The organism is Paenibacillus sp. FSL R7-0297 (genome assembly GCF_038009025.1).
GTDB lineage: Bacteria > Bacillota > Bacilli > Paenibacillales > Paenibacillaceae > Paenibacillus_AQ.
Map to the genome: position 1 here is coordinate 5,408,212 of NZ_JBBPAQ010000001.1, position 24,149 is coordinate 5,432,360.

Annotated in this window: 19 protein-coding genes and 1 pseudogene; 4 read left to right on the plus strand and 16 right to left on the minus strand. The window is 54.5% G+C overall.

Annotation, left to right across the window (positions count from 1 at the left end; genetic code table 11):
- Positions 1-30: 30 nt before the first annotated feature.
- The gene (locus tag MKZ24_RS23745) at positions 31-2,841 is read right to left on the minus strand and encodes a calcium-translocating P-type ATPase, SERCA-type (protein ID WP_042235740.1); all 2,811 of its coding nucleotides are present in this window, start codon (positions 2,839-2,841) and stop codon (positions 31-33) included.
- A 191-nt stretch (positions 2,842-3,032) separates the two neighbouring features.
- On the opposite strand from MKZ24_RS23745, the gene MKZ24_RS23750 reads away from it, so the two are divergent.
- Complete coding sequence (locus MKZ24_RS23750; protein ID WP_340787316.1) at positions 3,033-4,919, plus strand: Rqc2 family fibronectin-binding protein; 1,887 nt, start codon at positions 3,033-3,035, stop codon at positions 4,917-4,919.
- A 154-nt stretch (positions 4,920-5,073) separates the two neighbouring features.
- Here the strand turns inward: MKZ24_RS23750 and MKZ24_RS23755 are convergent, their stop codons facing one another.
- The 14 genes and pseudogenes from MKZ24_RS23755 to MKZ24_RS23820 all read right to left on the minus strand — a co-directional run bounded on the left by MKZ24_RS23755 (position 5,074) and on the right by MKZ24_RS23820 (position 20,589).
- On the minus strand, positions 5,074-5,934 hold the full coding sequence (locus tag MKZ24_RS23755; RefSeq protein WP_445323715.1) for a PHP domain-containing protein: 861 nt from the start codon (positions 5,932-5,934) through the stop codon (positions 5,074-5,076).
- A gap of 126 nt (positions 5,935-6,060) precedes the next feature.
- Positions 6,061-6,960 (minus strand): selenium metabolism-associated LysR family transcriptional regulator, encoded by a 900-nt coding sequence (locus tag MKZ24_RS23760; RefSeq protein WP_340787322.1) that lies wholly within the window; start codon positions 6,958-6,960, stop codon positions 6,061-6,063.
- A gap of 122 nt (positions 6,961-7,082) precedes the next feature.
- Positions 7,083-7,520, minus strand: coding sequence for a hypothetical protein (locus MKZ24_RS23765; protein ID WP_042235732.1), 438 nt, complete (start codon positions 7,518-7,520; stop codon positions 7,083-7,085).
- A 117-nt stretch (positions 7,521-7,637) separates the two neighbouring features.
- Positions 7,638-8,606, minus strand: coding sequence for a GGDEF domain-containing protein (locus tag MKZ24_RS23770; protein WP_340787325.1), 969 nt, complete (start codon positions 8,604-8,606; stop codon positions 7,638-7,640).
- Positions 8,587-9,495 (minus strand): EAL domain-containing protein, encoded by a 909-nt coding sequence (locus MKZ24_RS23775; RefSeq protein ID WP_042235727.1) that lies wholly within the window; start codon positions 9,493-9,495, stop codon positions 8,587-8,589. The genes MKZ24_RS23770 and MKZ24_RS23775 overlap by 20 nt, the downstream gene beginning before the upstream one ends.
- A gap of 610 nt (positions 9,496-10,105) precedes the next feature.
- Complete coding sequence (gene eutC, locus MKZ24_RS23780; RefSeq protein ID WP_340787328.1) at positions 10,106-10,816, minus strand: ethanolamine ammonia-lyase subunit EutC; 711 nt, start codon at positions 10,814-10,816, stop codon at positions 10,106-10,108.
- A gap of 20 nt (positions 10,817-10,836) precedes the next feature.
- Positions 10,837-12,192 (minus strand): ethanolamine ammonia-lyase subunit EutB, encoded by a 1,356-nt coding sequence (locus MKZ24_RS23785; protein ID WP_340787330.1) that lies wholly within the window; start codon positions 12,190-12,192, stop codon positions 10,837-10,839.
- Between the two features lie 21 nt (positions 12,193-12,213).
- A pseudogene (locus MKZ24_RS23790) lies at positions 12,214-13,714 on the minus strand (ethanolamine ammonia-lyase reactivating factor EutA).
- A 367-nt stretch (positions 13,715-14,081) separates the two neighbouring features.
- Positions 14,082-14,345 carry a YlbG family protein gene (locus MKZ24_RS23795; RefSeq protein ID WP_020432997.1) on the minus strand — a complete coding sequence of 88 codons (264 nt, stop codon included), beginning with the start codon at positions 14,343-14,345 and terminating at the stop codon, positions 14,082-14,084.
- A 42-nt stretch (positions 14,346-14,387) separates the two neighbouring features.
- On the minus strand, positions 14,388-14,825 hold the full coding sequence (locus MKZ24_RS23800) for a YlbF family regulator (RefSeq protein WP_042235721.1): 438 nt from the start codon (positions 14,823-14,825) through the stop codon (positions 14,388-14,390).
- 45 nt (positions 14,826-14,870) lie between these two features.
- Positions 14,871-17,024 (minus strand): helicase-associated domain-containing protein, encoded by a 2,154-nt coding sequence (locus MKZ24_RS23805; RefSeq protein ID WP_340787340.1) that lies wholly within the window; start codon positions 17,022-17,024, stop codon positions 14,871-14,873.
- Positions 17,021-18,733: a DNA repair helicase XPB gene (locus tag MKZ24_RS23810; RefSeq protein ID WP_340787343.1), complete on the minus strand. Its 1,713-nt coding sequence runs from the start codon at positions 18,731-18,733 to the stop codon at positions 17,021-17,023. The genes MKZ24_RS23805 and MKZ24_RS23810 overlap by 4 nt, the downstream gene beginning before the upstream one ends.
- 171 nt (positions 18,734-18,904) lie before the next feature.
- Positions 18,905-19,336 carry a CBS domain-containing protein gene (locus MKZ24_RS23815; RefSeq protein ID WP_340787345.1) on the minus strand — a complete coding sequence of 144 codons (432 nt, stop codon included), beginning with the start codon at positions 19,334-19,336 and terminating at the stop codon, positions 18,905-18,907.
- 80 nt (positions 19,337-19,416) lie between these two features.
- Complete coding sequence (locus MKZ24_RS23820) at positions 19,417-20,589, minus strand: M20 family metallopeptidase (RefSeq protein WP_340787348.1); 1,173 nt, start codon at positions 20,587-20,589, stop codon at positions 19,417-19,419.
- 240 nt (positions 20,590-20,829) lie between these two features.
- Between MKZ24_RS23820 and MKZ24_RS23825 the strand changes: the two genes are divergently transcribed.
- On the plus strand, positions 20,830-21,177 hold the full coding sequence (locus tag MKZ24_RS23825; protein WP_042212854.1) for a YugN family protein: 348 nt from the start codon (positions 20,830-20,832) through the stop codon (positions 21,175-21,177).
- Positions 21,174-22,442, plus strand: coding sequence for a putative lipid II flippase FtsW (ftsW, locus tag MKZ24_RS23830; protein ID WP_340787353.1), 1,269 nt, complete (start codon positions 21,174-21,176; stop codon positions 22,440-22,442). The genes MKZ24_RS23825 and ftsW overlap by 4 nt, the downstream gene beginning before the upstream one ends.
- Before the next feature lie 106 nt (positions 22,443-22,548).
- On the opposite strand, the gene MKZ24_RS23835 is transcribed toward ftsW, so the two are convergent.
- Positions 22,549-22,914 (minus strand): Asp23/Gls24 family envelope stress response protein, encoded by a 366-nt coding sequence (locus MKZ24_RS23835; RefSeq protein ID WP_019911482.1) that lies wholly within the window; start codon positions 22,912-22,914, stop codon positions 22,549-22,551.
- 154 nt (positions 22,915-23,068) lie between these two features.
- Between MKZ24_RS23835 and cax the strand changes: the two genes are divergently transcribed.
- Entirely contained in the window at positions 23,069-24,139 is a 1,071-nt protein-coding gene (cax, locus tag MKZ24_RS23840; protein ID WP_042235710.1) for a calcium/proton exchanger, read from the plus strand.
- Positions 24,140-24,149: the final 10 nt, after the last annotated feature.

Below are 24,149 nucleotides of genomic sequence, written 5' to 3' on the forward strand. Positions count from 1 at the left end.
CCTTAAAGGAGTGGAGTGATGCTATTGATTTTATGCCGAAAACTTTGTACTTTTTATCATTTGCCGTCCACCGCTGCGGCTGCGGTTCTTCTTGCCGCCCCAGACGCTGCCCGCACCCATCAGGAAAGTCGGGACGCCGGCCATGACAAGCACCAGGCACCATTCGCGGAAGCTGAGCGGGACGGTTTTGAATACCGGCTGCAGGAACGGCAGGTACATTACGGCCAGCATCAGGATCACGGATGACAGAACGGCGAGCACCAGCGCTTTGTTCTGGAACGGATTCCGGTGGAATACCGACCGGGAGCTGCGGCAGTCGAAGACATGGATGAGCTGGGCCATAACCAGTGTGGCAAATGCAACCGACTGCGCCCGCACCAGCTGCTGTGCATTATCCGGAGCAATGCGCAGCGTCAGCCAGAATGCGGCCAAGGTGCAGAGACCGATCAGCAGCCCGCGGCTGACGATCTTCCAGCCCAGACGGCGGGCAAAGATATTTTCCTTGGCTCCGCGCGGCTTGTGCTCCATTAAATCCTTCTCCGGCTGATCTACCCCAAGCGCCATAGCCGGCAGCCCGTCTGTGACCAGGTTGACCCAGAGTATCTGGATCGGCACCAGCGGCAGCGGCAGCCCCAGCATCATGGCGAAGAACATCGTCAGAATCTCGCCGACATTCGAAGCCAGCAGATAGCGGATAAACTTGCGGATGTTCTCATAGATATTCCGGCCTTCTTCAATGGCTGCAACAATCGTCGAGAAATTGTCATCCCCTAAGATAAGTGATGATGCTTCTTTGGTTACATCCGTGCCGGTGATACCCATGGAGATTCCGATATCGGCCGCCTTGATTGCCGGAGCATCGTTCACACCATCCCCGGTCATCGCCACCACATGGCCCTGGCGCTGAAGCGACTTGATAATCCGCAGCTTATGCTCGGGAGATACCCGGGCGTATACATAGACGTTATCAGACACTTTGTCGAGTGCATCATCGTCCATCCGGGTAAGCTGGCTGCCGGTTAGGACAGTGCCCCCCCTCTGCAGAATGCCGAGCTGATGGGCAATGGCTTCCGCAGTCGTTCCATGGTCTCCGGTAATCATCACTGTTTTGATTCCGGCCCGGCGGGTAACTTGAATCGCATCGCGCACTTCACGGCGCGGCGGGTCAATCATTCCGGCAAGCCCTACGAAGACAAGCTGGCATTCCGCTTCTTTCTCGCTGCCGGCCACTTCTCCGGTACGCATCTCGCGGTACGCCATCCCCAGTACGCGCAGCGCACCTCCGGCCATTTCCTCATTGGCCTCCAGCACCTTCTGGCGCAAGGTTGGCGTACAAGGAACCACTCCGCCTTCCCACAGCATATAGGAGCAGCAATTCAGCAGCACATCAGGCGCGCCCTTGGTGCAGATCATCCGTCCGCCGGGATGGCTGACGATCACAGACATCAGCTTGCGTTCAGAATCAAATGGAAATTCTGTTTCCCGGGTATAGGTAACAGCAAGCGTTTGTGCGGTTAACCCCATTTTGGCAGACAAGGTCACCAGCGCGCCTTCGGTCGGATCCCCTTTAAGCTCCCACACAGACTGGGCGTCTGCAACCTTTTCGACTTCCGCGCCTTTGCCCTTCTTCTTGCCGCGTGTATCGGCGACAGTCTCAAAAATCTCCGCATTACTGCATAAAGCGCCTACCTGCAGCATCCGCCGCAGACTCTGGTCATTCTTCAGATCTACAGGCTTGCCCTTATGGAGTACATGTCCCGCAGGCGAATAACCCTCTCCGGTCACTTCCAGACTCCGTCCGCCGTTCCACACCCGCGTTACCGTCATTTTATTCTGAGTGAGCGTTCCCGTCTTATCCGAGCAGATGACCGAGGCACAGCCCAGGGTCTCGACAGACGGCAGCTTCCGGACGATGGCCTTGCGCTTGATCATCCGCTGGACACCCAGGGCAAGAGCAATGGTTACAATCGCCGGAAGACCTTCCGGAATGGCTGCTACAGCCAGACTGACACCTGCCAGGAACATCGCCGGTGCGGGCTGTCCATGCAGGATTCCTGCAAGGACAACGACAATCGTGAGGCCCAGGGAGACATAGATCAGAATCTTGCCAAGCTGCTCCAGACGGTGCTGCAGCGGCGTTTCCTGGGTTTCGGTATTCTGGATCAGGTCGGCAATCTTGCCCATCTCGGTATTCATGCCGGTGCGGACGACGACCGCCCGGCCTGTTCCCCGGGTTACCATCGTGCCCATGAAGCCGATATTCTTCTGGTCGCCAAGCGGGATCTCTTCGGCATGAATCACCTCCGCATGCTTGGAGACCGGTAAGGATTCCCCCGTCAGTGCCGATTCCTCGGCGTAGAGGGCGCTGCACTGCAGCCAGCGGACATCCGCAGGGATACGGTCTCCACTCTCCAGCAGGACGATATCACCGGGCACCAGCATTTTGGCTGCAATCACTTCCTGCTTCCCGCCGCGCAATACCTTGGCAGACGGGGCAGACAGCTGTTTCAGTGCCCTGAGCGAACGCTCAGCGCGGAACTCCTGTACGAAACCGAGTACCCCGTTAAGCAGAATAATGGCAATAATCGTAATCGCATCGAGATATTCGCCCAGTAGGCCGGATACCAGTGTCGCACCCATCAGCACCAGCACCATGAAATCCTTGAATTGATTGAGCATGAGCGTAACAGGCGATACCTTTTTGCCCTCCGACAGCTCATTGTACCCGCTCTCTTTACGTCTCTCTGCAGCAGCCTCAGCGCTCAGACCCGCTTCCGGATGAACGCCGAACATCTCCTGCAGCTCCTCTGCACCGAGGCGGTGCCAACTTTTTTGTTCCATGACTTATCTTTCCCCTCCCGGTCGTTTCTTGACTTCCGGCGGCGCACAGCTTTTCCACCTGTTCATGTCCAAGTGTATTCATGGTCGTCCCAAATTATCACCGCATCCGGTTTCTCCTTTTGCGCGAACGAGTGAAAGTATGGCATCATAGGGGGGAGTACATTATTTTTAGGCGACAGGAGAACTTTATCATGGCATTAGACGGCATCGTTACCAAAGCGATCGTGCATGAGCTTCAATCCTTCATCGGTGCACGCGTCGGCAAAATATATCAACCCAGCACACATGACCTGATCTTCACCCTGCGCGGCGCGGGCGGCGGCGGCAAGCTGCTGCTGTCAGCGAATCCGACCTACCCCCGGCTGCATCTGACCGAGAGAAGCACTATCAATCCGGCGGAAGCGCCAATGTTCTGCATGCTGATGCGCAAGCATTGTGAAGGCGGCACCATTGAGAGCATCACGCAGGTAGGCATGGAGCGGATTATTCATATTACAATCAGAACCCGGGATGAGCTGGGCGATGTCTCCGCCAAAAAGATCATCATCGAGCTGATGGGACGCCACAGCAACATCATTCTGACTGAGTTGTCCACAGGCACGATTATCGACGGGATTCATCATGTCACCCCGTCGATCAGCAGCTACCGGGTCGTTATGCCGGGAGCGGCCTATACCGAACCGCCGCAGCAGCATAAGCTGAATCCGCTCAGCACCGGTCGTGCGGATTTCATTGCCCTGATGGCTTCGGCCGAAGAAGCAGCTCTGTACGCGGCCGAGCATCCGGAAGAACCTGAAGAGGATATGATTGAAGGCGAGATCGCGGGGCTTCTGGCCTCTCTGGAAGAACCGAAAATCGACGGCTCCGGCGGCCCCGCCCCTTCAGCCGACCCCGCGGGCTGGCTGGTTCATGCTTGGAGCGGCCTGAGTCCGCTCATTGCCGGAGAGATTGTCCTCCGGTATCAGGAGCTCGGTGGCGGAGCCCTGGAGTTCAGCAGCGGGGCAAGACATCCGGAGCGGCTGTGGGAAGCCTTCGATTCCGTAATGGAGCCGGTAAGGGAGCTGCAGTTCTCGCCGATCTCCGGCTTGAATGCCAAAGGCAAACCGATCTTTTCCGCCATACCGCTGAAACTGATGGGCGGGAATGTGAAGCAGTACAGCTCCATCAGCACGTGTCTGGAGGATTATTACGGGGATAAAGCGGAGAAGGATACCGTGAAGCAGCGGGTAAGCGACCTGATCCGTTTCCTCGGCAATGAGCGAGGCAAAAACATCAAGAAGCTTGCCAATCTGCAGAAGGATCTGGACGAGGCCCAGGACGCCGACCAGTTCCGGATCTGGGGTGAGCTGCTGTTCGCATCCCTGCATACTTTGAACAAAGGGGATAAGACGGCAAAGCTAGTAAACTATTACGATGAGAATCAGGCAGAAATCACGGTTCCGCTAGATCCGCTGTTAAGTCCTACGGACAATGCGCAGCGCTATTTCAAGAAATACAACAAATATAAGAACAGCCTGCGGGTCATCGGCGAACAGTTGCTCAAGACCCATGAGGAAATTGCCTACATGGAGACGCTGCAGCAGCAGCTCGCCCACGCCTCCCTGAATGACATAGAGGAAATCCGTGAGGAGCTGGTAAGCCAGGGCTACCTGCGTGACCGCAGCAAAAAGGGCAAAAAGAAGAAGAAGGCGACCCGCCCTACCCTGCAGGTGTTCACCTCTTCCGAAGGCATAGATATCTATGTCGGCAAAAACAATCTCCAGAACGAATATGTCACCAACCGGCTGGCTTCAGCAAACGATACCTGGCTGCACACCAAAGACATTCCGGGTTCGCATGTGGTCATCCGCAGCGAGGAATTCGGCGATGCCACCCTGGAAGAAGCTGCACAGCTCGCCGCCTACTTCAGCCAGGCCAAGCAGTCGAGCAGCGTTCCGGTAGACTGCACCCTGATCCGGCATGTCCGCAAGCCCAGCGGAGCGAAACCGGGCTTCGTCATCTACGATCATCAGCGGACGCTATTCGTCACACCGGATGAAGAGCGTATCAAAGGTCTGGCAAGCGTTCTGCGAAGCTAGTCCCTGGAAACCAAACAACCTCCATTCCACTGGCATCATCGCCAATGGAATGGAGGTTGTTTGTGGTATTGCCGCCCTCAAGTTTCATAGGGCAGGTATTGTCACAGGCTGCCGGCCCTTCCTTAAGAGGATCGCTTTGTATTCAGGTTCAGGCTCAGCTTCGGGCCGCCTTCAACTGCTCCAGCACAGCTGTGGATACATGGACACTGCCAATATCCCCGTGAAAAATCACGCCTTGCCGCGCCCCATGGAAATCCGAGCCGCCGGTGACCAGCAGGCCGAATTCCTCAGCCAGCGCAAGATAACGCTCATGCTCCGACGGACCATGATCGGAATGGTAGACCTCGATTCCGCGCAGAGCACCGGTCTCCAAGATCATCCGCACCAGTTCATCATCCCCGTAAATACCGGGATGGGCCAGCACCGCTGCACCGCCCGCTTCCTGTATCCAGCGGCAGGCGGTTTCCGGCGTGATGCGTGGAGGCGATACATACGCCGCTGCACCTTCAGCCAGATATTTATCAAACGCATCCCGCATGTCCGCTGCTGCTCCCAGGCGCACCAGCTCATCGGCAATATGCGGCCGGCCGACACTCTCATCCGGCTTCAGCTCCCGGCCCATGCCCGATAACACCTGCTCCATGCTGATCTCAATCCCCAGCCCGCGAAGCTTGTCTATTATTGCCTCATTTCGCCCTAGGCGGGTATTCCGCTGCTGTTCCAGCCGGGACAGGAACAGCTCCTGCTCCGTATCGATATAATAGCCGAGCACGTGAATCTCTTTCCCTCCGGTCCTCGTGCTGATCTCTACACCTGGAACTACCGTAATACCCAGCCGCTTACCGGCTTCCACCGCTTCTGCAATACCGCTTACGGTATCATGGTCGGTAATGGCTACTGCCGCCAGCCCTTTCTCATAAGCCAGACGCACATTCTCAGCAGGAGGCTGCATACCGTCCGAAGCCTGTGTATGGCTATGCAGATCACATCTTCCCGGTGCATGCCCCTCTTCTATTCCCTGTGTATATTCACTGTTATTATTCTTCACTTCCATATGAATCCCCCTCCATTCTCCAAGTGTATATCTTGTCTGCGGCTTCCGGACCCGCCCAGGGGCAGACGCCTTAGCCGTTCTTATGAGCTATTGCCCGTCTGCATGCTGGCGCAGGAAGGTCAGGAATGTCACGGCCGAAATCGGCAGCAGTGTTGACTTCAGATGAATCGCGTAGAACTGCCGTTTGAATGAGGCATCTGTGAGATTAACAATCTTCAGCAGTCCGAGCGCTACCTCATGCTTAACCGATGATGTTGAAATAATCGTTATTCCAAGCCCTGCCTCCACAGCCGACTTCACTGCACCTGTACTGCCCAGCTCCATCACAATCCGCATGTCACCGGGATCAAGTCCCTTCGCTACCAGTTGCTCTTCCATCACCCTCCGTGTCCCTGAGCCCTGCTCACGCAGCACGAACGGATAACCGAGCGCATCACTCAGGGTAACTTCAGACAGCTCCGCCAGCGGATGACCCTGCGGAACGATCAGCTTGAGCTCATCGCCCATGACCGGCTCGATGACCATATCCGGATGGGATACCGGCGCTTCGATCAGCCCGAAGTTCAGCTGGTGTTTGTTAATCTCCTCCATAATCTGCGTGGTATTCATCACCTTCATCATGATTGAGATGTTCGGGTATTCTCTGCCGAAGGGACCGAGCAGACGCGGAAGCACATATTCACCGATGGTCAGGCTCGCACCCAGCTGCAGCCGCCCCTCCAGCATATGGGTGAAGGCTGACATCGCCTGATCCGTCTCCCGCATTAGCTGCATACTGCGCAGCGCGAACGGCATCAGCGTTCGGCCGGCTTCGGAGAGCATTATTTTCTTAGTCGACCGGTCAAACAGCTTGGCCCCGAAATAATCCTCCAGCGCCTGAATCTGCATTGTCACTGCAGGCTGTGTCATATGCAGCGTCAGTGCCGCCGCCGAGAAGCTGCCCCGTTCGGATACGGTATAAAAAATATGTAGCTGGTGAAAGTTCATGCTTTTCTGACTCCTTTTCAAAATAACCACACAAAGTGGCGATTTGCTTCGGGTGAACGCCTATTCTTCAAAAAAAGGGCACGCAGCCTTAAGCCGCATGCCTTCCTTGACTTACATCCCTTCTATTTGCGTCTGCGGCGCTTCTTCATCAGCTTCATGCGGCGGGAGTGGCGCAGCCAGGAATAGTACTTCTTGAGATCCCGCAGCTGGGGAGTCGCCGAAATCCGGCCTAGAAACGACACTATCACCATGACGTACAGCGGCTCACCAGCGAGCGAAGTCACGCCCTCAAGCTGCCTGAAATCGACCACAATCACCGTATCACCGTCGATCAGATAGGCATTATACTCACTGAGCGAATAGGGTCTCACCCTGTTCTGCTTCAAGCATTGCCAGATCCATGCCGTCACTTCGCCGTTCCCGTCATCCTCCTCTGCGACACGGTCCGCATAGCGGCTCTTCGCATGCTGGGTAAGCACGATATCGGCAATCCCGTAGTCATTCAGCACGATATGGAAGGGCTCATACGCCCCCCACCATTCCATCCCCTTGCCATGCATTGTCATCACACTCCACGTAAAAGGGTCTTGGCATGCTCTTATTGTTGTCAATCTTACCGCATTGATGTCTGTTGTTCAAGCATACCGCCCTCTCCGTCAAGCATAGAGGCGATAGTCTTAGTATCCGTTCTTGTGAAGGCAGATATCGCTGTCATCAACATAGCTGCTGCCTTTGATCATTTTGCAGCTTTTTTTGAAGCGGGCCGCCTCTTCGGACAGGTCCTCGACCGAAGCGAATCTGCGGCTGCGGGTGGTTACAACGGCGATGGAGATCGAGACCAGCGGAATTTCCTCCATCCGTCCTGAACGGCTCTCGGTCAGCACAAACTGCTGGGCCAGATGCTCTGCATGATAGAAATCTTTTACCACCATATCGAACGCCCTGATGATGCTCCTGCAGCACTCCTCATATTGGTAATGGCTGATGAAAATAATAAAGTCATCCCCGCCGATATGTCCCAGAAAACCGTCCAGCCGCAGCGCCTCATGCTTCAGAAGCTCCGCCGTAGCCTGGATCATCCGGTCGCCTTCCTTAAACCCGTATGTATCGTTGTAAGCCTTAAAATGATCCAGATCAATGTAAAGAACACTGAACTGCTCCTGCAGCAGCGATCTAACCATCCACTCCGTAATACTGACATTGCCCGGCAGTCCTGTTAACGGGTTCAGAAAGCTGGCCGCCACCGCCTGAATTTCTGCAAAATTAAGCAGCAGATCCCGCACACTCACCGCTCCGAACAATGCGTTCCCGTGGGTGACGATCACATAGTCGTACAGATTCTCATCGTTCCTGGCCATAGCCAGCCTGCTCACATCAATGATCGGCGTCTTATAATCCACCACAAGCGGATTTTTATCCATCACCAGCTCCACGGATCTGCCCATATACAGCGTATAACCGTACAGCGTACCGATCTGCTGATAAAAACGGATTCTCATGATGAGCGCTACCGTATAGCCATTCTCAGTTACTGCGACGCCTTGGAGCTGTGGATTCTTTTTGAAAATCTGATCTACAAACTCGCATTTGTGATGAATCGTAATTTCCGGAATCTGTTCGGCGATTTCACCAATTTGAAGAAACATGCCTATACCCTCCTCTTACTGGAAACGGCTGTGCCGAAGTAGGGAATCCTCCATGTTCAGGCAGATGGGCCGGTCTTCCAAGCGCATAACCTTGACCAAACTCCACTCCCGCCTTCTGTAAAAAAAGCAGCTCCTGCGCCGTCTCGATGCCTTCGGCAATCACCCGGGTGGACGAGCGGTCCGCGTATTCCCTGACTAGCTCCAGCAGCTCCTGCTGTTCCCTGCTGCTGTGAATTCCGCGAATCAGCGACTTGTCCAGCTTAATGAACTCCGGTTTCAGGTAGACTAGCGTCTTGAGGCTATTATAACCGGAACCGGCATCGTCAACGGCAATGCGGAAGCCCTGTTCACGATAATGGGACAGCACTTTCTCGAATCCGATATAATCCTGCACCGCCTGACGTTCCGTCAGCTCAAACACCACACGCTCCGGCGCAAGTCCCAGCTCCTTCAGGAGGGTAAGAGTTTCACCGCTTTTGTGGCGGGAATCATTCAGCACTCCCGGATGCACATTAATAAATACCAGTTTATCACCCGCAGCCTCCGCCCCAGGCAGCCTCTCCATATAACGGGACAAGGACATTCTCCGGCAATACTGCTCGAATCTGAACATCTGCTCTGTCCTTCCGGCAAAATCATAGAAATGCTCGGTGCTCGGAAACTGCGGGGAGCTGGGCGGCCGGTTCAGTACTTCATGTCCGATCGTTGTCCCGCTCCGCAGATGCAGAATCGGCTGAAAGTATGTATCCAGCATTTCCTTATCCATAATATCAAGCAGCATGGATAATCTCCCCAGCTCCCTGGCTTCTTCCCTTAATCTTCCGCTCAGATGCTGGAGGTATTGCGGCAGTGCCGCCAGCTTGCGGGACAGAGTCCCTGATTTATTCATTTTATCACCTGTATGTTTTCTTCGTGAATTTTGTCACTCTCTCCAGCATAGTCCGGAAGTATTAAGCAGGTATAAACTATGGGGGGGCAGTCATCGGTTTCCGGCAGTAATTTAGAACAGGCCCGGACTGGTATAACGTTAGATTCACACTAGTGAAAAACACATGGGCAAACCGCCTGCTGAGGGTCTGGAATGACCCGGTTATGGTATATGCCTAAGAGTATCCGGTATGCATAATTGCACTTTTTACAACTAAATCTTCTGATTTTCAACCACCTCTCCGTTTAGTTGTATTTCGTGCAATTAAAGTGACTGTAGCAGAAGGCTTCCACCGATTCTCGCAGATTTAGTTGTACAGAATACAGTTATAAGATGCACGCACATCTTTTCGCTGTGTTTAACAGTACAGAATACAGCTATCACTGAATACCCATTTGAAACTGAATACACAAATTACTGCATTAAATGAACTGTTGTACTAACCGGAACATATTCAGGATATTTCCGGGTACAGCAAATAACCTCAGGCCCGCAATTGCGGAATGAGGTTAAGTTAGAAACACACAAGAGCATCAGACTTAATTAGGATGCGTTAGAATTAAAGCCTCAGTTACAGCTCCAGGCCGACTCCGCTCATTCTGAGCTCCAGCATCCTGGCAATCAGGCTGCCCAGATGGGCGCCGGCCTCTACCGGAGGAGTACCTCCCTGATGAATGTTGGACAGGACCATCCGCTGGGAATCTGTCATTCCGGAACGCGGCCTGTAGCCAAGATAAGCACTCATAGACCGGGAGGTGATCAGTCCCGGGCGTTCTCCGATCAGCATTACAATCACTTCGGGCTCCAGAATATCGCCAATAGCATTCATACAGCCGACCCTGGCCTTCCGTACAAAAAACGGCGTCCCCGCAGCCAGACCGTGAACCGACAGAGAGTCCAGCAGCGCCGGATAGATATCCCGCAGGTTGCTGTCAATGGCATCGGCACTTAGTCCGTCCGACACCACAATCTGCACCTGGGGAGCCTGGATACAGCGCTCCCGCAGCTGCCGGATACTGCTCTCCGGCAGCTGCCGGCCCAGATCCGGCCGTTTCAGGTACAGCTCCTTGTCCGTCACCTCTGAGTCAACCGCAAACAGCTCCAGCTCATCCAGCAACGTGTTGCTGACGCTGCCGTATACTGAATCGACTGCAGCCGCATGATCCAGGCGCAGCTGCAGCTGCTCACGGGTCGTCGGCCGTGTTCCTGCCCGGCCTGTGCCGATCCGCGCCGGTGTAGCCTTACGCAATCTTTCCATTCCCTCCGGATCGTAGAATGCCATGCTTGCCCCTCCTTCGCTGTTTAAATGAATAATGTGGGATCCCCGGCAAGTGCAGTCAGTCGGCCATTCTTCAGGATGCCCATTTTGTCCGCCCAAGCCGAGAACTCTGCCCCCGGCTGCAGACGCAGCAGCTCCCGTACAGTAGCAATATCATGAAAGCTGGTCGACTGGTAATTCAGCATGCAGTCATCCGCCATTGGAACTCCGATGAAGAAGTTCACACCCGCTGCTGCCAGGAGGACAGCTAAGTTATCCATGTCATTCTGGTCTGCCTTCATGTGGTTCGTATAACAGACATCCACACCCATTGGGAGTCCCTGGATCTTGCCCATGAAATGATCCTCAAGCCCGGCCCGGATTACCTGCTTGCTGTCATACAGGTACTCGGGTCCGATAAAACCGACGACGGTGTTCACCAGAAACGGCTTGAACGCTTTGGCCATTCCATAGCAGCGGGATTCCAGTGTAAGCTGGTCCACACCGTGATGACCGCCCGCTGACAGCTCAGACCCTTGCCCCGTCTCGAAATACCAGCGGTTCTCCCCGCTGGCCGTGCCGGACTCCCGGATCAGCTGATCCGCCTCCTGCAGTAACCGCAGATCAATCCCGAAGGATTGGTTGCCGCTCTGTGTACCGGCAAGACTCTGGAAGATCAGATCCGCCGGAGCCCCCTTGGATATGGCTCTCATCTGGGTGGTCACATGAGCAAGCACACTGTTCTGCGTTGGTATGCCCCATCTGTGAATGACCTCTTTGGTTTCATGGAAGAGGCGGATAATATTCTCTGTTGTATCAATGACCGGATTGATACCGATTACCGCATCCCCGATGCCGTAGCTCAATGCTTCATAGACGGAAGCCTTCATCCCCAGCGGATCATCCGCAGGATGATTGGGCTGGGCCCGGCTCCCGAGCCGCCCGCGTTCTCCCAGCGTAGTATTGCAGCGGGTAATCACTTCACACTTGGCCGCGGCCTGGATCAGATCCAGATTGGACATCAGCTTGGCAGCCGCAGCGGCCATCTCACTATTCAGGCCTCTGCCGATCCGGCGCACCTCAGTCTCAGAGGCAGCGAGCAGCTGTTCCCTCAGCTCTCCAACCGTCCAGCTGCGGATCGTTTCGTAGACCGCTTCATCCACTCCCTCTTCGATCACTCTGGACACCTCGTCAGTCTCTGGAGGCAGCAGCGGGTGGCTGCGGATATCCGCCAGCGTCAAGCCGGCCAGCACAAGCTTGGCTGCCATCCGTTCGCGGTCGTCCGCTGCAGCAATTCCGGCAAGCTGGTCCCCGGACTTTTCTTCATTTGCCTTGGCAAACAGCTCCTTCAGATCATGAAACCGGTAGCTTTGGCCAAGCAAAGAGACGGTCAGTTTCATCGCGCTTCATTCCTTTCCGCCCTAATTTGTTGGACTGAAAACCAGGGTCTTGACGGCAACCGGTATATAATTCCCGTCCACCGGGATTCCAATGTCAATATAATCGCCATGTGCCACTGTAATCTGGTCCAGACAGACGCAGGCTTGCCCGCCTTGGGATAGCAGATAGATACAATTGCCCAAAGCTTTGGCAATGTCATTCTCACAGATCAGGATGCAAAGCTTCAGCTTATACTTCCGGGAGCACCCGGTCACTGCTTCAGCAATCCGGCGTAACACAGAATAGGAGCAGGAGTTCATTTCGGGGATGGCGATTGCAAACTGCATTTCTTCCGGTTCATTTGAACCGTGCCTTATGGCTCCCGCAGCAAAAGCGGCTTGTATAGAGGCCAATATCTCATCCGGCTGCTCACCGTCCTGGACCTGTACGGGCCAGACCAGCTCTACAACGGGAATATTCCGCAGAGGCAGCAGGTTGGGGTCTGCATAAACCGCTGAGCTGCAGGGTATGAACACCGGCACCAATCACTGTAGCCCGCTGCGCGCCTGGAGCGACCTGTAGCTTCACCGGGTAGTGTTCGGACGCCTTTATAATGGCATGAGCGAGCAGTGGCCCGATATCCCCATACCTTGCAGTCTCCGCGATATTGCGGGGAGCGGCCTGCTCCATTAATGCACCCACACCCCCGGAGATCCAGAGCTCCGTAACTGTAGCATCTCTTGCAAATGCAGCCGGAAGGTCCGGGTGACCATAAATTAATGGACAGGCTTGCGGATCACTGCCCTTAAGCAGGTTCTCCAGCAGCAGTTCACTCCATCTCCGGGTGATCTCATGCAGCACAGGCCAATCCGTCTGCTCCCCCTCTTGCAGCCACAGCCCTTCCCGGTTCAGCCATTGCCGGGCTGCGGGATATATTTTCGCTACGGTTCCAGCCTTATCCAGCATAATCAGCCGGCCGCCGATATGAAAGTTCAAGGTTCCTATAATGCTTCCGCTGTTGAAATATGCCGCGTTTGCTGTGCCACCTCCGATATCCACATTGACTATCGTCCCCGCCGCTCTTCGCGAATAAGCTTCCGCTCCAGCGCCTTTGCCTGCAAGGACAGCCTCCAGATCCCCGCCCGCCTGGGCAACCACGAACTCTCCCGACTCTCCCGCCAGCTGATGGAGGATGGAATCCGCGTTCGATCTTACCGCCGTTTCTCCAGTAATAATGACAGCCCCTGTATCTACCTCCTCAGGCTTCAGTGCCGCACTGCAGTACTCTGCCGACAGAATCTGCTGTAATGCCGGAAGATCAATTTGCGATTCGCCTATCAGCGGTGTTAGATGCATTGGGCTCTCATATATAATATTCCGCTCCGTGATTTGATATTGCGGCAGCATGGACACACCATATCTCCGTCCGACCGTAAGTCTGCTGAAGACTATTTTAGTCGTACTCGTTCCAATATCAATTCCGACACTGGTAATTTCGCGCTTCGGTTCTATACCATTCCCTCCCGCCTGCCGCAGTGCCATGATATAAAAAAAGACGCCTTATCAGCCTTGCATCGCTCTGCCATGCGTACCTATTACGTCTGTGCCCTCTGTTGTACTCGTTGTGTTGTATTTATTGTGTTGTATTCATTGTATAGATCTATTGCAGATAGTCCCAGCGCGATCAGCTTGCTTTCCTTGAGGATATAGTAAGTCACCGGCGGTTAGCTGTCAATTTAATTAACATTCCCCTGCATAATGTCATCCACATCCCACTACCCATGATTGTTTTCGCATACATCCGGCTCGTCTTCCCTATCGCTGGAGCATTGTTTAAGTGATCAAGAAATACATTAAATTCAAAAAAACAGACGCCAGCGGCGCCTGTCCAATATAACTATATTTGAATTTACAAACCGTAATAACGGGACTTGTCCGGTCCATTGCTGGTGTATTCAGTCTTGAGTTCATTGCGGTAGGAACGCTCAATCTTGCGCACGTAGGAAAGTCTGCGGACATTCTTCATAACTTCCTCGGCGCGTTCCGCGTTCACATACATTACCGCATAGTGCATTTTTCGGGAAACATAGTGCAGTGTTCCGTATTTCTCCAGGTTACGCGCTGCCTTGACATCGCTAACCCAAACGATATAACCTGTCCGTTCCGCAAACATAAGCTCATCCGCCTTTCTTTCTCTATTCTCCATACGGCCAGCTTATCCGCAAGAGCATTTGCCTCCGCTGCCGCATCCGCCTTTGGGGGACGGGTCATTGCTCGGAACCTTGATGCTGTCCGATACCGAGAAGGCGATTGCTTCAGACATGGAGTGAAGAATATCATCCAGCGTCTTCTCCGCGTTCTTGAAGCGGACAACCTCTTCGAACTGTTCCATCTCCCGCTCTACTAACTCAACCTCATCCTTGGCCGAATGATAGTTCGGGTGAAAATGTCCAAACCGCTGTGTCTCCTCAAACAGCTCCTTCTTGCTCTGCAGCCGTTTGACCATGGCCTGGATTTCGGGGCTCTGATCGACCCGCCCTTTCCAGTATAAGTAATCCGACACTTCGGCGGATTGGTTAATCATATCGCCTAATTCATAGGCGTATGTCAGCACTTCGGCCATATCGACCGTATTTAATTCGGCTACGCTCATGAACTTCAACTCTTTCTGCATTAATGTTCTACCGCAAACGGTAGACTACCTTATCATAACATATCCGGCTGCTCCAGAAGAAGAGGAATTTCTCTGTTTGACCGGATGCAGCAGCTTCATTTCCTGCCAGTCTTCGGCAGCAAGCTGAATCTGCTCTACAGTCCCTGAACCTGAACGCAGCAGATTCCCACGTACTCTCCACGGGCGGCCGCTTATTTGCTCCGGAATGAAGTCTGCTGTTTGGCCCTGCACGGAAATTCTAACCTTGATTCCCCAGCCCAGCGCCTGCTCCATCACCTTCTGCGCAGTGGTCACATGGTATTGCCTCCAGTGGTTGAACCACATTTGCGGAACGGCATCTTCACCCGGAAGCAGCTCCTGATCCTGCGCTGTCCCCGCCAGCGGCAGGAGCTTCGGATACGGGGCAGCATCCATCAGTCCCCGTTCCCCGGCAGGAGAAGGAAGCTCATAACGGAGCGTTGCAGCGGACCGTTCAAAAGGTCCGAACGGGTTGTGCGGCTGCAAGGCCTGCTCCCGGCCGCCGATGATTCTGGGCGGAGCCAGCCCGGCTGCAGCCAGCTCCTTGCGCAGCTGGCCGACAGATTCCGGGCGAACGATGAAGTGGAGCGGGCCAATCCGGGTCAGACTATCCTGCAGCCGGGGATGGGCAGCAATATCTCCGCTGTCCTGTTCACCTGCACAGGACAGCAGGATAACCTCGGACAATGATGTCCGCCCGATTCCCTTAGCCCACTGCCGCAGCGACAGCTCCACTTGCTCCGGCAGCCCCCCCTGAGCATGCGCGGTAAGCCAAGCAATGGCATTCCCGGGAGGACAGCCCAGCTCCGCTGCGGACTCCAGCATTTCACGGGTCAGCCGGAAGCTCCAGAGGTCCTGATTATGCAGCAGCTCGGCGTATCCTGCCAGGGTCCAGCGGATGGCATAAGGAACTTCAGGCGGAACCAGTACCTCGAAATCCGGCTGGACAATGAACCTGCAGGCCGCAGGTACAGCGGATTCTGCGGGTAAACCCCAGTCCGCGCCAGTCTCCCCTGACTTCAATGAGCAGCCGGAGCGTATCTCCTCCTGATCCTGCTCCTCCTGATCCTGCTCCTGCTCCTCCTGCCCATGTTCTGGCCAGCCTTCTGATACAGCAACTCCGCCGCAAACTTCATCTGGTTGAGATTCCTTCGCTTTCACTATTTCTGAATCTTCTCTACTTATCTCCGGTTCTATTGTACCTGCCGAAGCTCCGTCCAGTTGCGGCTTCACTGCCTTCCACCGGAAGCAGAGCTCTCCCTTGGCTGAATAACCCAGGTCACACCATCCAAAGCCTGCCAGGCAGCGGAGCCAGGCAATGGCGGACGCATGAAGCTCCGAAGCGTCCGGCCCGGCATCAGACTGCACCTTGGTTAGGCCGCTCTGTATCATCCAATCCAGAAGAGGCGGCACGGCAAACCATTCTCCCGAGGGGAATTCAGCTGTGGAGATCAGATGCCTGAAATGCTGTTCATCAGGCTTCGGAGAGCCGTATCGGTTGATTACTATGCGGTATAGCATATCGGTCATCTCCTGCTCGGTCAGCGCCAGCCAGCACTGCAGCTTCGTTATATCTATTAAATATCCGCTGCTGCTGCGGCTGATCAGACCCAGAACAACCATCAAATCTACGATAACCGTTACCGAAAGCGGGTAAAGCTCAGGACTGTCCTGGTTCAGCTTAAGTCCAGCCAGATGCTCCTCCTGCACCGACAGCTGGCCTGCGAGCAAGCCAAGCTGCTTCTTGTGTATAAGTCCCTTGGCTGTCAGCGGCAAGCCCTCCCGCGCTGTAAATAACAGCCCCCGGAACAGCTCGGCAGCCAGCCCCGTGCAGGTAGCAAGCTGGGCCTGTACATCTGTTTCTCCAAGACTCTGCGGACGGGCAGGCCAGAAGCTACGCCCGATCCGGGGGAACCTCTGCTGCGGGATCTGATACAGCTTCTCTCCCCACATTTTCTGGCGCAGCTCCAGCATTCCTGCCGTGAGCAGCTCGTTCAGCGCGAGCTCCTGCTCAGCGCGGCACAGGAATGCCGGCCGCAGCCGTTCAATGCTATCCGCCGCACAAGGGCTGGCTGCATGTTCCGCATATATCGCCTGGAGTACTGCCTGCGCTTCCGGCGTCAGCTTCTGCACATCTGCATCAGGCTTCTGCCTCATCATAGAATAGCCTCCTCCGCGGATTCCAGCATTCTGACTGCGTAATCGTAGCCTTGCTCGGTTAAGAACATCCTGCGCCGCAAGGCGAATTCCTGCTCCCTGCTGTCCCCCGAGACCAGCGTATAGAAATACGCCTTGTTGTCGCCCGGCTTTGGCCGCAAAATACGCCCCAGCCGCTGAGCCTCCTCCTGCCGCGAGCCGAAGGCTCCGGATACTTCAATCGCCACCGAGGCATCCGGCAGATTGACGGCAAAATTAGCCACCTTCGAGACGACCAGCAGGGGCAGCCGCCCTTCGTTGAAGGCGGCATACAATGCGCTCCGTTCCTTCTGTGTAGTTTTGCCGGTAATAAGCGGCGCGCCCAGAGTCTCCGCCAGCTGCTCCAGCTGGTCCAGGTACTGGCCGATCACCAAGATCGCCGCCCCGGCATGTGCCGCAGCAATCGATGCCGCGGCTGCAGCCTTAGCCTGATTGCCGGCCGCTAGGCGGAACTGTTCTTTCGCCCCGGCATAGATATATTGCTGCCGCAGCCGCTCATCCATCGGGACAATCACTTCTGTACAATCCACTGCCGCAATCCACCCCTGTCTCTCCAGCACCTTCCAGGGCAGATCGTAACATTTGGGCCCGATCAGGGAGAACACATCACCTTCCCGGCCGTCCTCCCGGACCAGTGTTGCTGTAAGACCCAGCCGGCGCGTAGCCTGAATGTCTGCCGTAGCCCTGAAGACAGGAGCCGGGAGCAGATGGACCTCGTCATAAATGATGAGCCCCCAGTTCCGCTCATTGAACAGATTCATGTGGACAAACGGTCCTCCCTTGGCTGTACGGTGGGTCAGAATCTGATAGGTGGCGACCGTGACAGGCCGTACCTCCCGCTTCTCACCGGTATATTCCCCTACTTCACCCGCGCTCAGGGTCGTCCGCTGCAGCAGCTCACCCCGCCACTGCTCCACCGAGGTGGTGCTGGAGGTAAGAATCAGCGTTTCACACTGCAGATGCTCCAGGACTGCAATCCCTACTACCGTTTTGCCCGCTCCGCAAGGCAGAACAACAACACCGCTGCCTCCGATACCCCCAATCCCCTGGAACTGCCGGACGGCATCCCTCTGATAATCCCGGAGCCCGAAAGCCTCCCCGGTAATTCCGTCGCCCTTGCCTGCTTCCTCTATCCAGGCAAGCTTCAGTTCCTGTCCATCCCGGAAACCGGCATAATCAAGTACCGGATATCCAAGTCCTGTTAATTCCTGCTTGAGCAGCCCTCTGTTGCTCTTCGGACAATAGCTGTGCAACGGCCCTGCCCTATACCAGCCCAGTTCTTTCAGAATCTGGCTGTCCTCCAGTTCATCCAGCAGTCCGGCCTGATCAGCCGAGAGCGTCATGAGCAGCGGATCCGTTACATGCGTGCGCAGCTGCAATCTTCCGTACCGGGACATCAGCTGCCTGATTTCACCCTCAAGTCCTGAGGGAATTCCCCAGCGTGACAGCCTGCGGAGCTTAGCAATAACCGCCTCTGCCTCCTGGCCACCAGCCGCTGCATTCCACAGGGACAACGGCGTTATCCGGTAGGTATGATAGACCGGAGGGCTTTTGACAAGCTCGGCAAATTCAGCCAGGACCGCCCTGGCCTCCTCATAACCCGGATGGCCGCATTCCAGCAGAACGGTCCGGTCGTCTCTGGTAATGCACGCACCCGTTCCATCAGTGTTCATAGTATCCCTCCTTGTGATCTATAGTGTGTAAGCTTTAATTCAGCAGGAATTGGATCATCCCATAGACAGGTAGCACAAAATAACCCCACAACGTGGGGCTTTTCACATATTAATTTCAATTTTGAAAAAGCTCACCTCCGCGTAACGGACATGAGCTTTCCATAACCCTATTTAATGCAGCTGCCGCTGGGAGATTCCGCTTAACGCCTCTGCTGCCTCATCCGCATAAATCCTTTTCACCGCCAAGTCGCCAAGCGACACAATTCCGATCAGCTTCTTGTCACGGGTCACCGGAATACGGCGGATTTGCCTTGAAGCCATCAGTTCCGCAGCCTCATCAACAGAAGCCGTCTCCGAAATGGAGATAACCTCCCGGCTCATGACGGTTTCAACGGCTGTGGAACCGGGATGCTTGTCCGCATAGCCCCGGAGTACAAGATCACGGTCCGTGATTACACCCAGCAGCGTTGCCCCGTCGGCCGAATCTACTACAGGAATGAAGCCCGTCCCGTAATCTCTCATTTTGACGGCAACCTCATAGATATTATCGAGCAGCGTGACCGAAGCCGGATCGGCGGTCATTACTTCCTTGACTGTCTTCAAGAATGAACCCTCCTGTCTGCCATGTCACCATGCCATTTGTGAGTAGTTTTACCTCAAGCGTCAAATATTATACAAATACATTATTGTTCATTTAGGCAGGAATCGGCCATAGCTACCAGAAGCTTCGCCCCATAGAGCATGGCATCCTCGTCAATGTCAAATTTGCTGTGATGATGCGGATAGACAGCATCCTTGTCCGGATTGCCTGCACCCACAAAGATGAAGCAGCCGGGAATTTCCTTAACATAATACGAGAAGTCTTCTGCCGGCATAATTTTCTCCATCAGAATTACATTAGCGCCTTCACCCAGCGCTTCCGGGGCGACACGGTAAAAGCGGTTAAACTCCTCTTCATCGTTCACCAGCGGCGGGTACCCCATCAGATAATCTACAGTCGCCTCTGCCCCATACGCTGCTGCGATGGAAGCTGTCATTTCCTCGATTCTGCGGCGGATCAGATAGCGCGTCTCTTCATCGAACGCGCGCACAGTCCCGGTAATCCGGCAGCGCTCGGCAATAATATTCTGGGCAGATCCGCCTTGAATCGTTCCTACGCTGACCACTGCAGGACGCAGCGGATCTACAGTCCGGCTGACTATGCTCTGCAGCTGGGTGACAAGAGCCGCCCCTGCCACAATGCTGTCCACCGTACGGTGCGGCATGCCGCCGTGGCCGCCCTTGCCGATAATATCGATGAAAAATTCATCGGCAGAAGCCATCAGCGGGCCTGGCGCGCTGCCCACGGTTCCTAGCGGAAACGGCGTCCACAGATGCAGCCCATAGACGGCATCTGCACCTTCCAGCACCCCTTCTGCGATCATCCCCATTGCACCGCCCGGACAGACCTCTTCCGCCGGCTGGAACAGGAAACGGATCTCGCCATGGATTTCTTCACGGCGTGCGCTGTAATAGGCAGCCGCAGCCAGCAGCATAGCCGTATGCCCGTCATGACCGCAAGCATGCATAACCCCGGGATTCTGCGAAGCATACTCCCGCCCATTCTCTTCAGTAATCGCCAGGGCATCCATATCTGCGCGCAGAACAACCGTTCTGCCGGGCAATGCCCCTGTAAGTATACCTGTCAGCCCGTAGCCGGACCCGCTTCTTCTAACTTCAATCCCCAGTTCGGACAGTCTTGCCCCGACATAGGCGGATGTCTCCTTCTCCTGATAAGACAGCTCCGGATGGCGGTGTAAATGGCGGCGCCATTTCACCATCTCCGGCAGCAGGTCCTCTACCGTTAACCTCTCCATAATTCTCCATTCCCTTCTCCGGCAGCATACTTCGGACAAGCCTGCAGTCTGACTCTTCTATGTAAAGACCGGCCGCAGCATGCCATATATCTTTTATTGTAGCAGAAACACAAAAAAGTAGGTATCAATAGGCCCGCTCTACCTTGCACAACCCCGTGAAACATACTATCATGAGGAGGAACATCGCAAATTTTAATTACAAATGTTTCATTATACTTCATAACAGGGGAGTTGTGCGCTATGATATTTGAGAACACGGGCCTCGAAGGATTGAAGAGTGACCTTCTTTATCTGGACGAGAGCGCAACCAAAGCCGGGTTTATCCGCTGGCAGTGGGAATACTACCGCGCTACATACGACTGCAAGATAGAAGACCGCCAGAACGGCGGCGAGTACTTCCTGCGGATCAACACCCGCGCTGTGGAAGGGAAGCTGGAAAAGGCGGATGCCATACTGGCCATTGAAGCCGTCTACTTGGGCAAAGCCACTTTCCCCCATGGTCTGGAGTATGAATCTCCTGTGCCTCAACCGGTGCTGGATACGGCAACGAAGCATATTCATCAACTGAAAGAGCTGCTGGAAGCTTGAGTACCGCGAAGGGAAAGATAGCCTCCAAAGCCAGCCTGCCCAAAAGAGGAACGCCCGATTTCCAATTGCTCATTCTCACGTTGCTGCTTGTCGGCTTCGGACTGGTCATGGTGTTCAGCGCCAGCTCCAGCTTGACTCTGGCCAGTGAGAAATTCAGCTATGACGCTTTTTATTTCGTGAAACGCCAGCTGGTCTGGGCCGTGCTGGGAAGCTTCGTCATGTTCACGGTGATGAATATCCACTACAGCAAGTTCAAGAAATGGTACGCTCCGATCTTCGTCATCACCCTGGTGCTACTGCTGTTCGTGGCCACCACCGAGAGAATTAACGGAGCCAAGAGCTGGATGAATATTGGCGGATTAGGCATCCAGCCTACCGAGTTGGCCAAGATCTCCATCATCCTGTACCTGTCTGCACTCATAACCAAAAAAGGCGAACGCCTGCGGGATCTTCGAACCGGATATATCCCTGTAATGATCATCGTCGGCATTGTGGCCGGACTGATCATGATGCAGCCGGATCTGGGCTCCTGTCTGATTCTCGTGGCTACCAGCGGACTTGTTATCTATGCCGGCGGCGCAAGCATGAAGCATATTCTTGGTTCGATCAGCTTGCTGGTGCTGGGTGTCGCACTGGTCATGGGAGCGAAGACTGCCATCGACTCCCTGTCACCGCCGACCGAGAAGGCAGCGGCCAATCAGGATTACAGACAAGGCCGGATTGAAGCCTTTCTGGATCCCGAGAGTAACTCTGATGGCAGCGGCTATAATATTATGCAATCACTGATCGCTTTAGGTGAAGGCGGGACACATGGCTCCGGTTTCGGTCAAAGCATTCAGAAGCTGCACTATCTGCCGTACCCTTATACGGATTTTATTTTTGCCATTATCGGTGAAGAGCTCGGATTTGTAGGAACCTCTATCTTCCTGTTGCTCTATCTGTATTTCATCTGGAGAGGCATTCTGATCGCACTGCGGTGTACAGACCCCTTCGGCACACTGGTCGGCATAGGTGTGATGGGGCTGATTGCGATTCAGGCCTTTATCAATATAGGCGGTGTGACCAACACTATTCCGCTTACGGGAGTTACGTTACCCTTCATCAGCTACGGCGGCTCTTCCCTGCTGGTCACCATGCTCTGTATGGGGATTATGCTCAGCATCTCCAGGGAAACCAACCGTCCCTCCAAAGAGGAAGTCGTCAAGTCTGTCACTACCGTCAGACAGGTGCGTGCGAATAGCCGTGCCAGCACGCGTGCCCGTTAAGTGGCTGCATCCTGACCGGTTGAATAGGGTATAACAAAAGGCAGTCCGGAATGAACTCCCCGGACTGCCTTTTGTGTACCCGCTATGCTCCTTAAGCAGTTAGCGCTTACGAGATCTCATCGTTCTTGAAGGCCACGCCTTCAACCTTAACATTTACCTCTACGATATGAAGCCCTGTCATGCTCTCCACAGCCTCGCGGACATTCTGCTGCAGCATCCGGCACACTTCGTGAATCGGCGTTTCATAGAGAACAATAATGCGCAAATCCACTGCCGCTTCCAACTGGCCTACTTCAACAGTAACGCCCTTCTGCACATTCTTGCCGCTCAGGCGTTTCGCCCAGCCCTCAGACAAACCGCCAGACATGGCTGCAATTCCGGGAGTCTCCAAAGCTGCCAATCCGGCAATTTTCGAGACAACATCATTCGATATCCGTATATTTCCCATTTCAAGTTGAAGTTGTTCTGCCATGCCATATCCCCCCTACACTCATTATCAATTATTGTAATTCGAAAACAGGCTAAAAAGCAAATGACTTTCTCGCATTCCCGTTTACAGTCAGGAACAATTTGGGTATATTGATTATGAATTCAACCTACATACAGAGACTGGAGTGTGCTTTACCTTGAAAAAATGGATTTCGCCGGCGCTGCTGGTCATCACCTTCCTCCTCAGCGCCATAGGACATTATGCGGACTGGGACCATACCCTGCAGTTCGTATTGTCCGCTATCTCGGTTATCTTCGTGGCCGGTTTCCTCGGCCGGGCGACAGAGAGCGTAGCCCACTATGCCGGTCAGCGGCTGGGAGGCTTCCTTAACGCCACATTCGGCAACGCTGCCGAACTGATCATCGCCTTCTTCCTGGTCAAAGAAGGACTTTTTGACATGGTCAAAGCCAGTCTCACCGGCTCGATCATCGGTAATCTGCTGCTGGTGCTGGGACTCAGTATTTTTGCCGGCGGCATGAAGTTCAAGGTTCAGAACTTCAATGTCACGCTCGCCGGGCTGAACGGATCGCTGATGATTGTTGCCGTCATCGCCTTGTTCGTTCCCGCCATGTTCTTCAACACCCACTCTATCACAGAGAAGGATACAGATGTACTCAGCCTTGTCGTCGCCGGCCTCCTGATTGCCGCGTACATGGCCTGGCTCGTCTTCTCTATGATTACGCACAAGAAATATCTCGCGGATGTAACGGATGACAGTGCAGAAGAGCTGCCTAATGAGCATGCCCCGGTCTGGTCCAGAAACCGTTCGATCCTCTATCTGGTACTTGCTACGGTTATGGTCGCTTTCGTCAGCGAATGGCTGGTCGGCACCCTGGAGACCCTAACAGAACGCTTCGGCTTCAGTGAGCTGTTCGTCGGTGCATTCCTGGTGGCAATCATCGGTAATGCCGCCGAGCACAGTGCAGCCATTATGCTGGCTATGAAGAACAAAATCGGCGCTGCGGTAGAGATTGCCGTTGGAAGCAGTCTGCAGATTGCCCTGTTCGTTGCACCGGTGCTGATCTTTGCCAGCTACTTCATGGGCAACACCATGTCCATTGTATTCACTACCATCGAGATTGTAGCTATTGCTGTATCGGTATTTATCGCCAAGTCGATTATTCAGGACGGCTCAACCAACTGGTACGAAGGACTGCTGCTGCTCACGGTATATCTGATTCTCGGTGTATCGTTCTATCTGGTATAACAACTCTGCA

Coding starts and splice junctions, on each gene's coding strand:
- MKZ24_RS23745 (WP_042235740.1), bottom strand. CDS start 2,841: ATGGAACAAAAAAGTTGGCACCGCCTCGGTGCAGAGGAGCTGCAGGAG.
- MKZ24_RS23750 (WP_340787316.1), top strand. CDS start 3,033: ATGGCATTAGACGGCATCGTTACCAAAGCGATCGTGCATGAGCTTCAA.
- MKZ24_RS23760 (WP_340787322.1), bottom strand. CDS start 6,960: ATGAACTTTCACCAGCTACATATTTTTTATACCGTATCCGAACGGGGC.
- MKZ24_RS23765 (WP_042235732.1), bottom strand. CDS start 7,520: ATGCATGGCAAGGGGATGGAATGGTGGGGGGCGTATGAGCCCTTCCAT.
- MKZ24_RS23770 (WP_340787325.1), bottom strand. CDS start 8,606: ATGTTTCTTCAAATTGGTGAAATCGCCGAACAGATTCCGGAAATTACG.
- MKZ24_RS23775 (WP_042235727.1), bottom strand. CDS start 9,495: ATGAATAAATCAGGGACTCTGTCCCGCAAGCTGGCGGCACTGCCGCAA.
- eutC (WP_340787328.1), bottom strand. CDS start 10,816: ATGGCATTCTACGATCCGGAGGGAATGGAAAGATTGCGTAAGGCTACA.
- MKZ24_RS23785 (WP_340787330.1), bottom strand. CDS start 12,192: ATGAAACTGACCGTCTCTTTGCTTGGCCAAAGCTACCGGTTTCATGAT.
- MKZ24_RS23795 (WP_020432997.1), bottom strand. CDS start 14,345: ATGTTTGCGGAACGGACAGGTTATATCGTTTGGGTTAGCGATGTCAAG.
- MKZ24_RS23800 (WP_042235721.1), bottom strand. CDS start 14,825: ATGAGCGTAGCCGAATTAAATACGGTCGATATGGCCGAAGTGCTGACA.
- MKZ24_RS23805 (WP_340787340.1), bottom strand. CDS start 17,024: ATGATGAGGCAGAAGCCTGATGCAGATGTGCAGAAGCTGACGCCGGAA.
- MKZ24_RS23810 (WP_340787343.1), bottom strand. CDS start 18,733: ATGAACACTGATGGAACGGGTGCGTGCATTACCAGAGACGACCGGACC.
- MKZ24_RS23820 (WP_340787348.1), bottom strand. CDS start 20,589: ATGGAGAGGTTAACGGTAGAGGACCTGCTGCCGGAGATGGTGAAATGG.
- MKZ24_RS23825 (WP_042212854.1), top strand. CDS start 20,830: ATGATATTTGAGAACACGGGCCTCGAAGGATTGAAGAGTGACCTTCTT.
- MKZ24_RS23835 (WP_019911482.1), bottom strand. CDS start 22,914: ATGGCAGAACAACTTCAACTTGAAATGGGAAATATACGGATATCGAAT.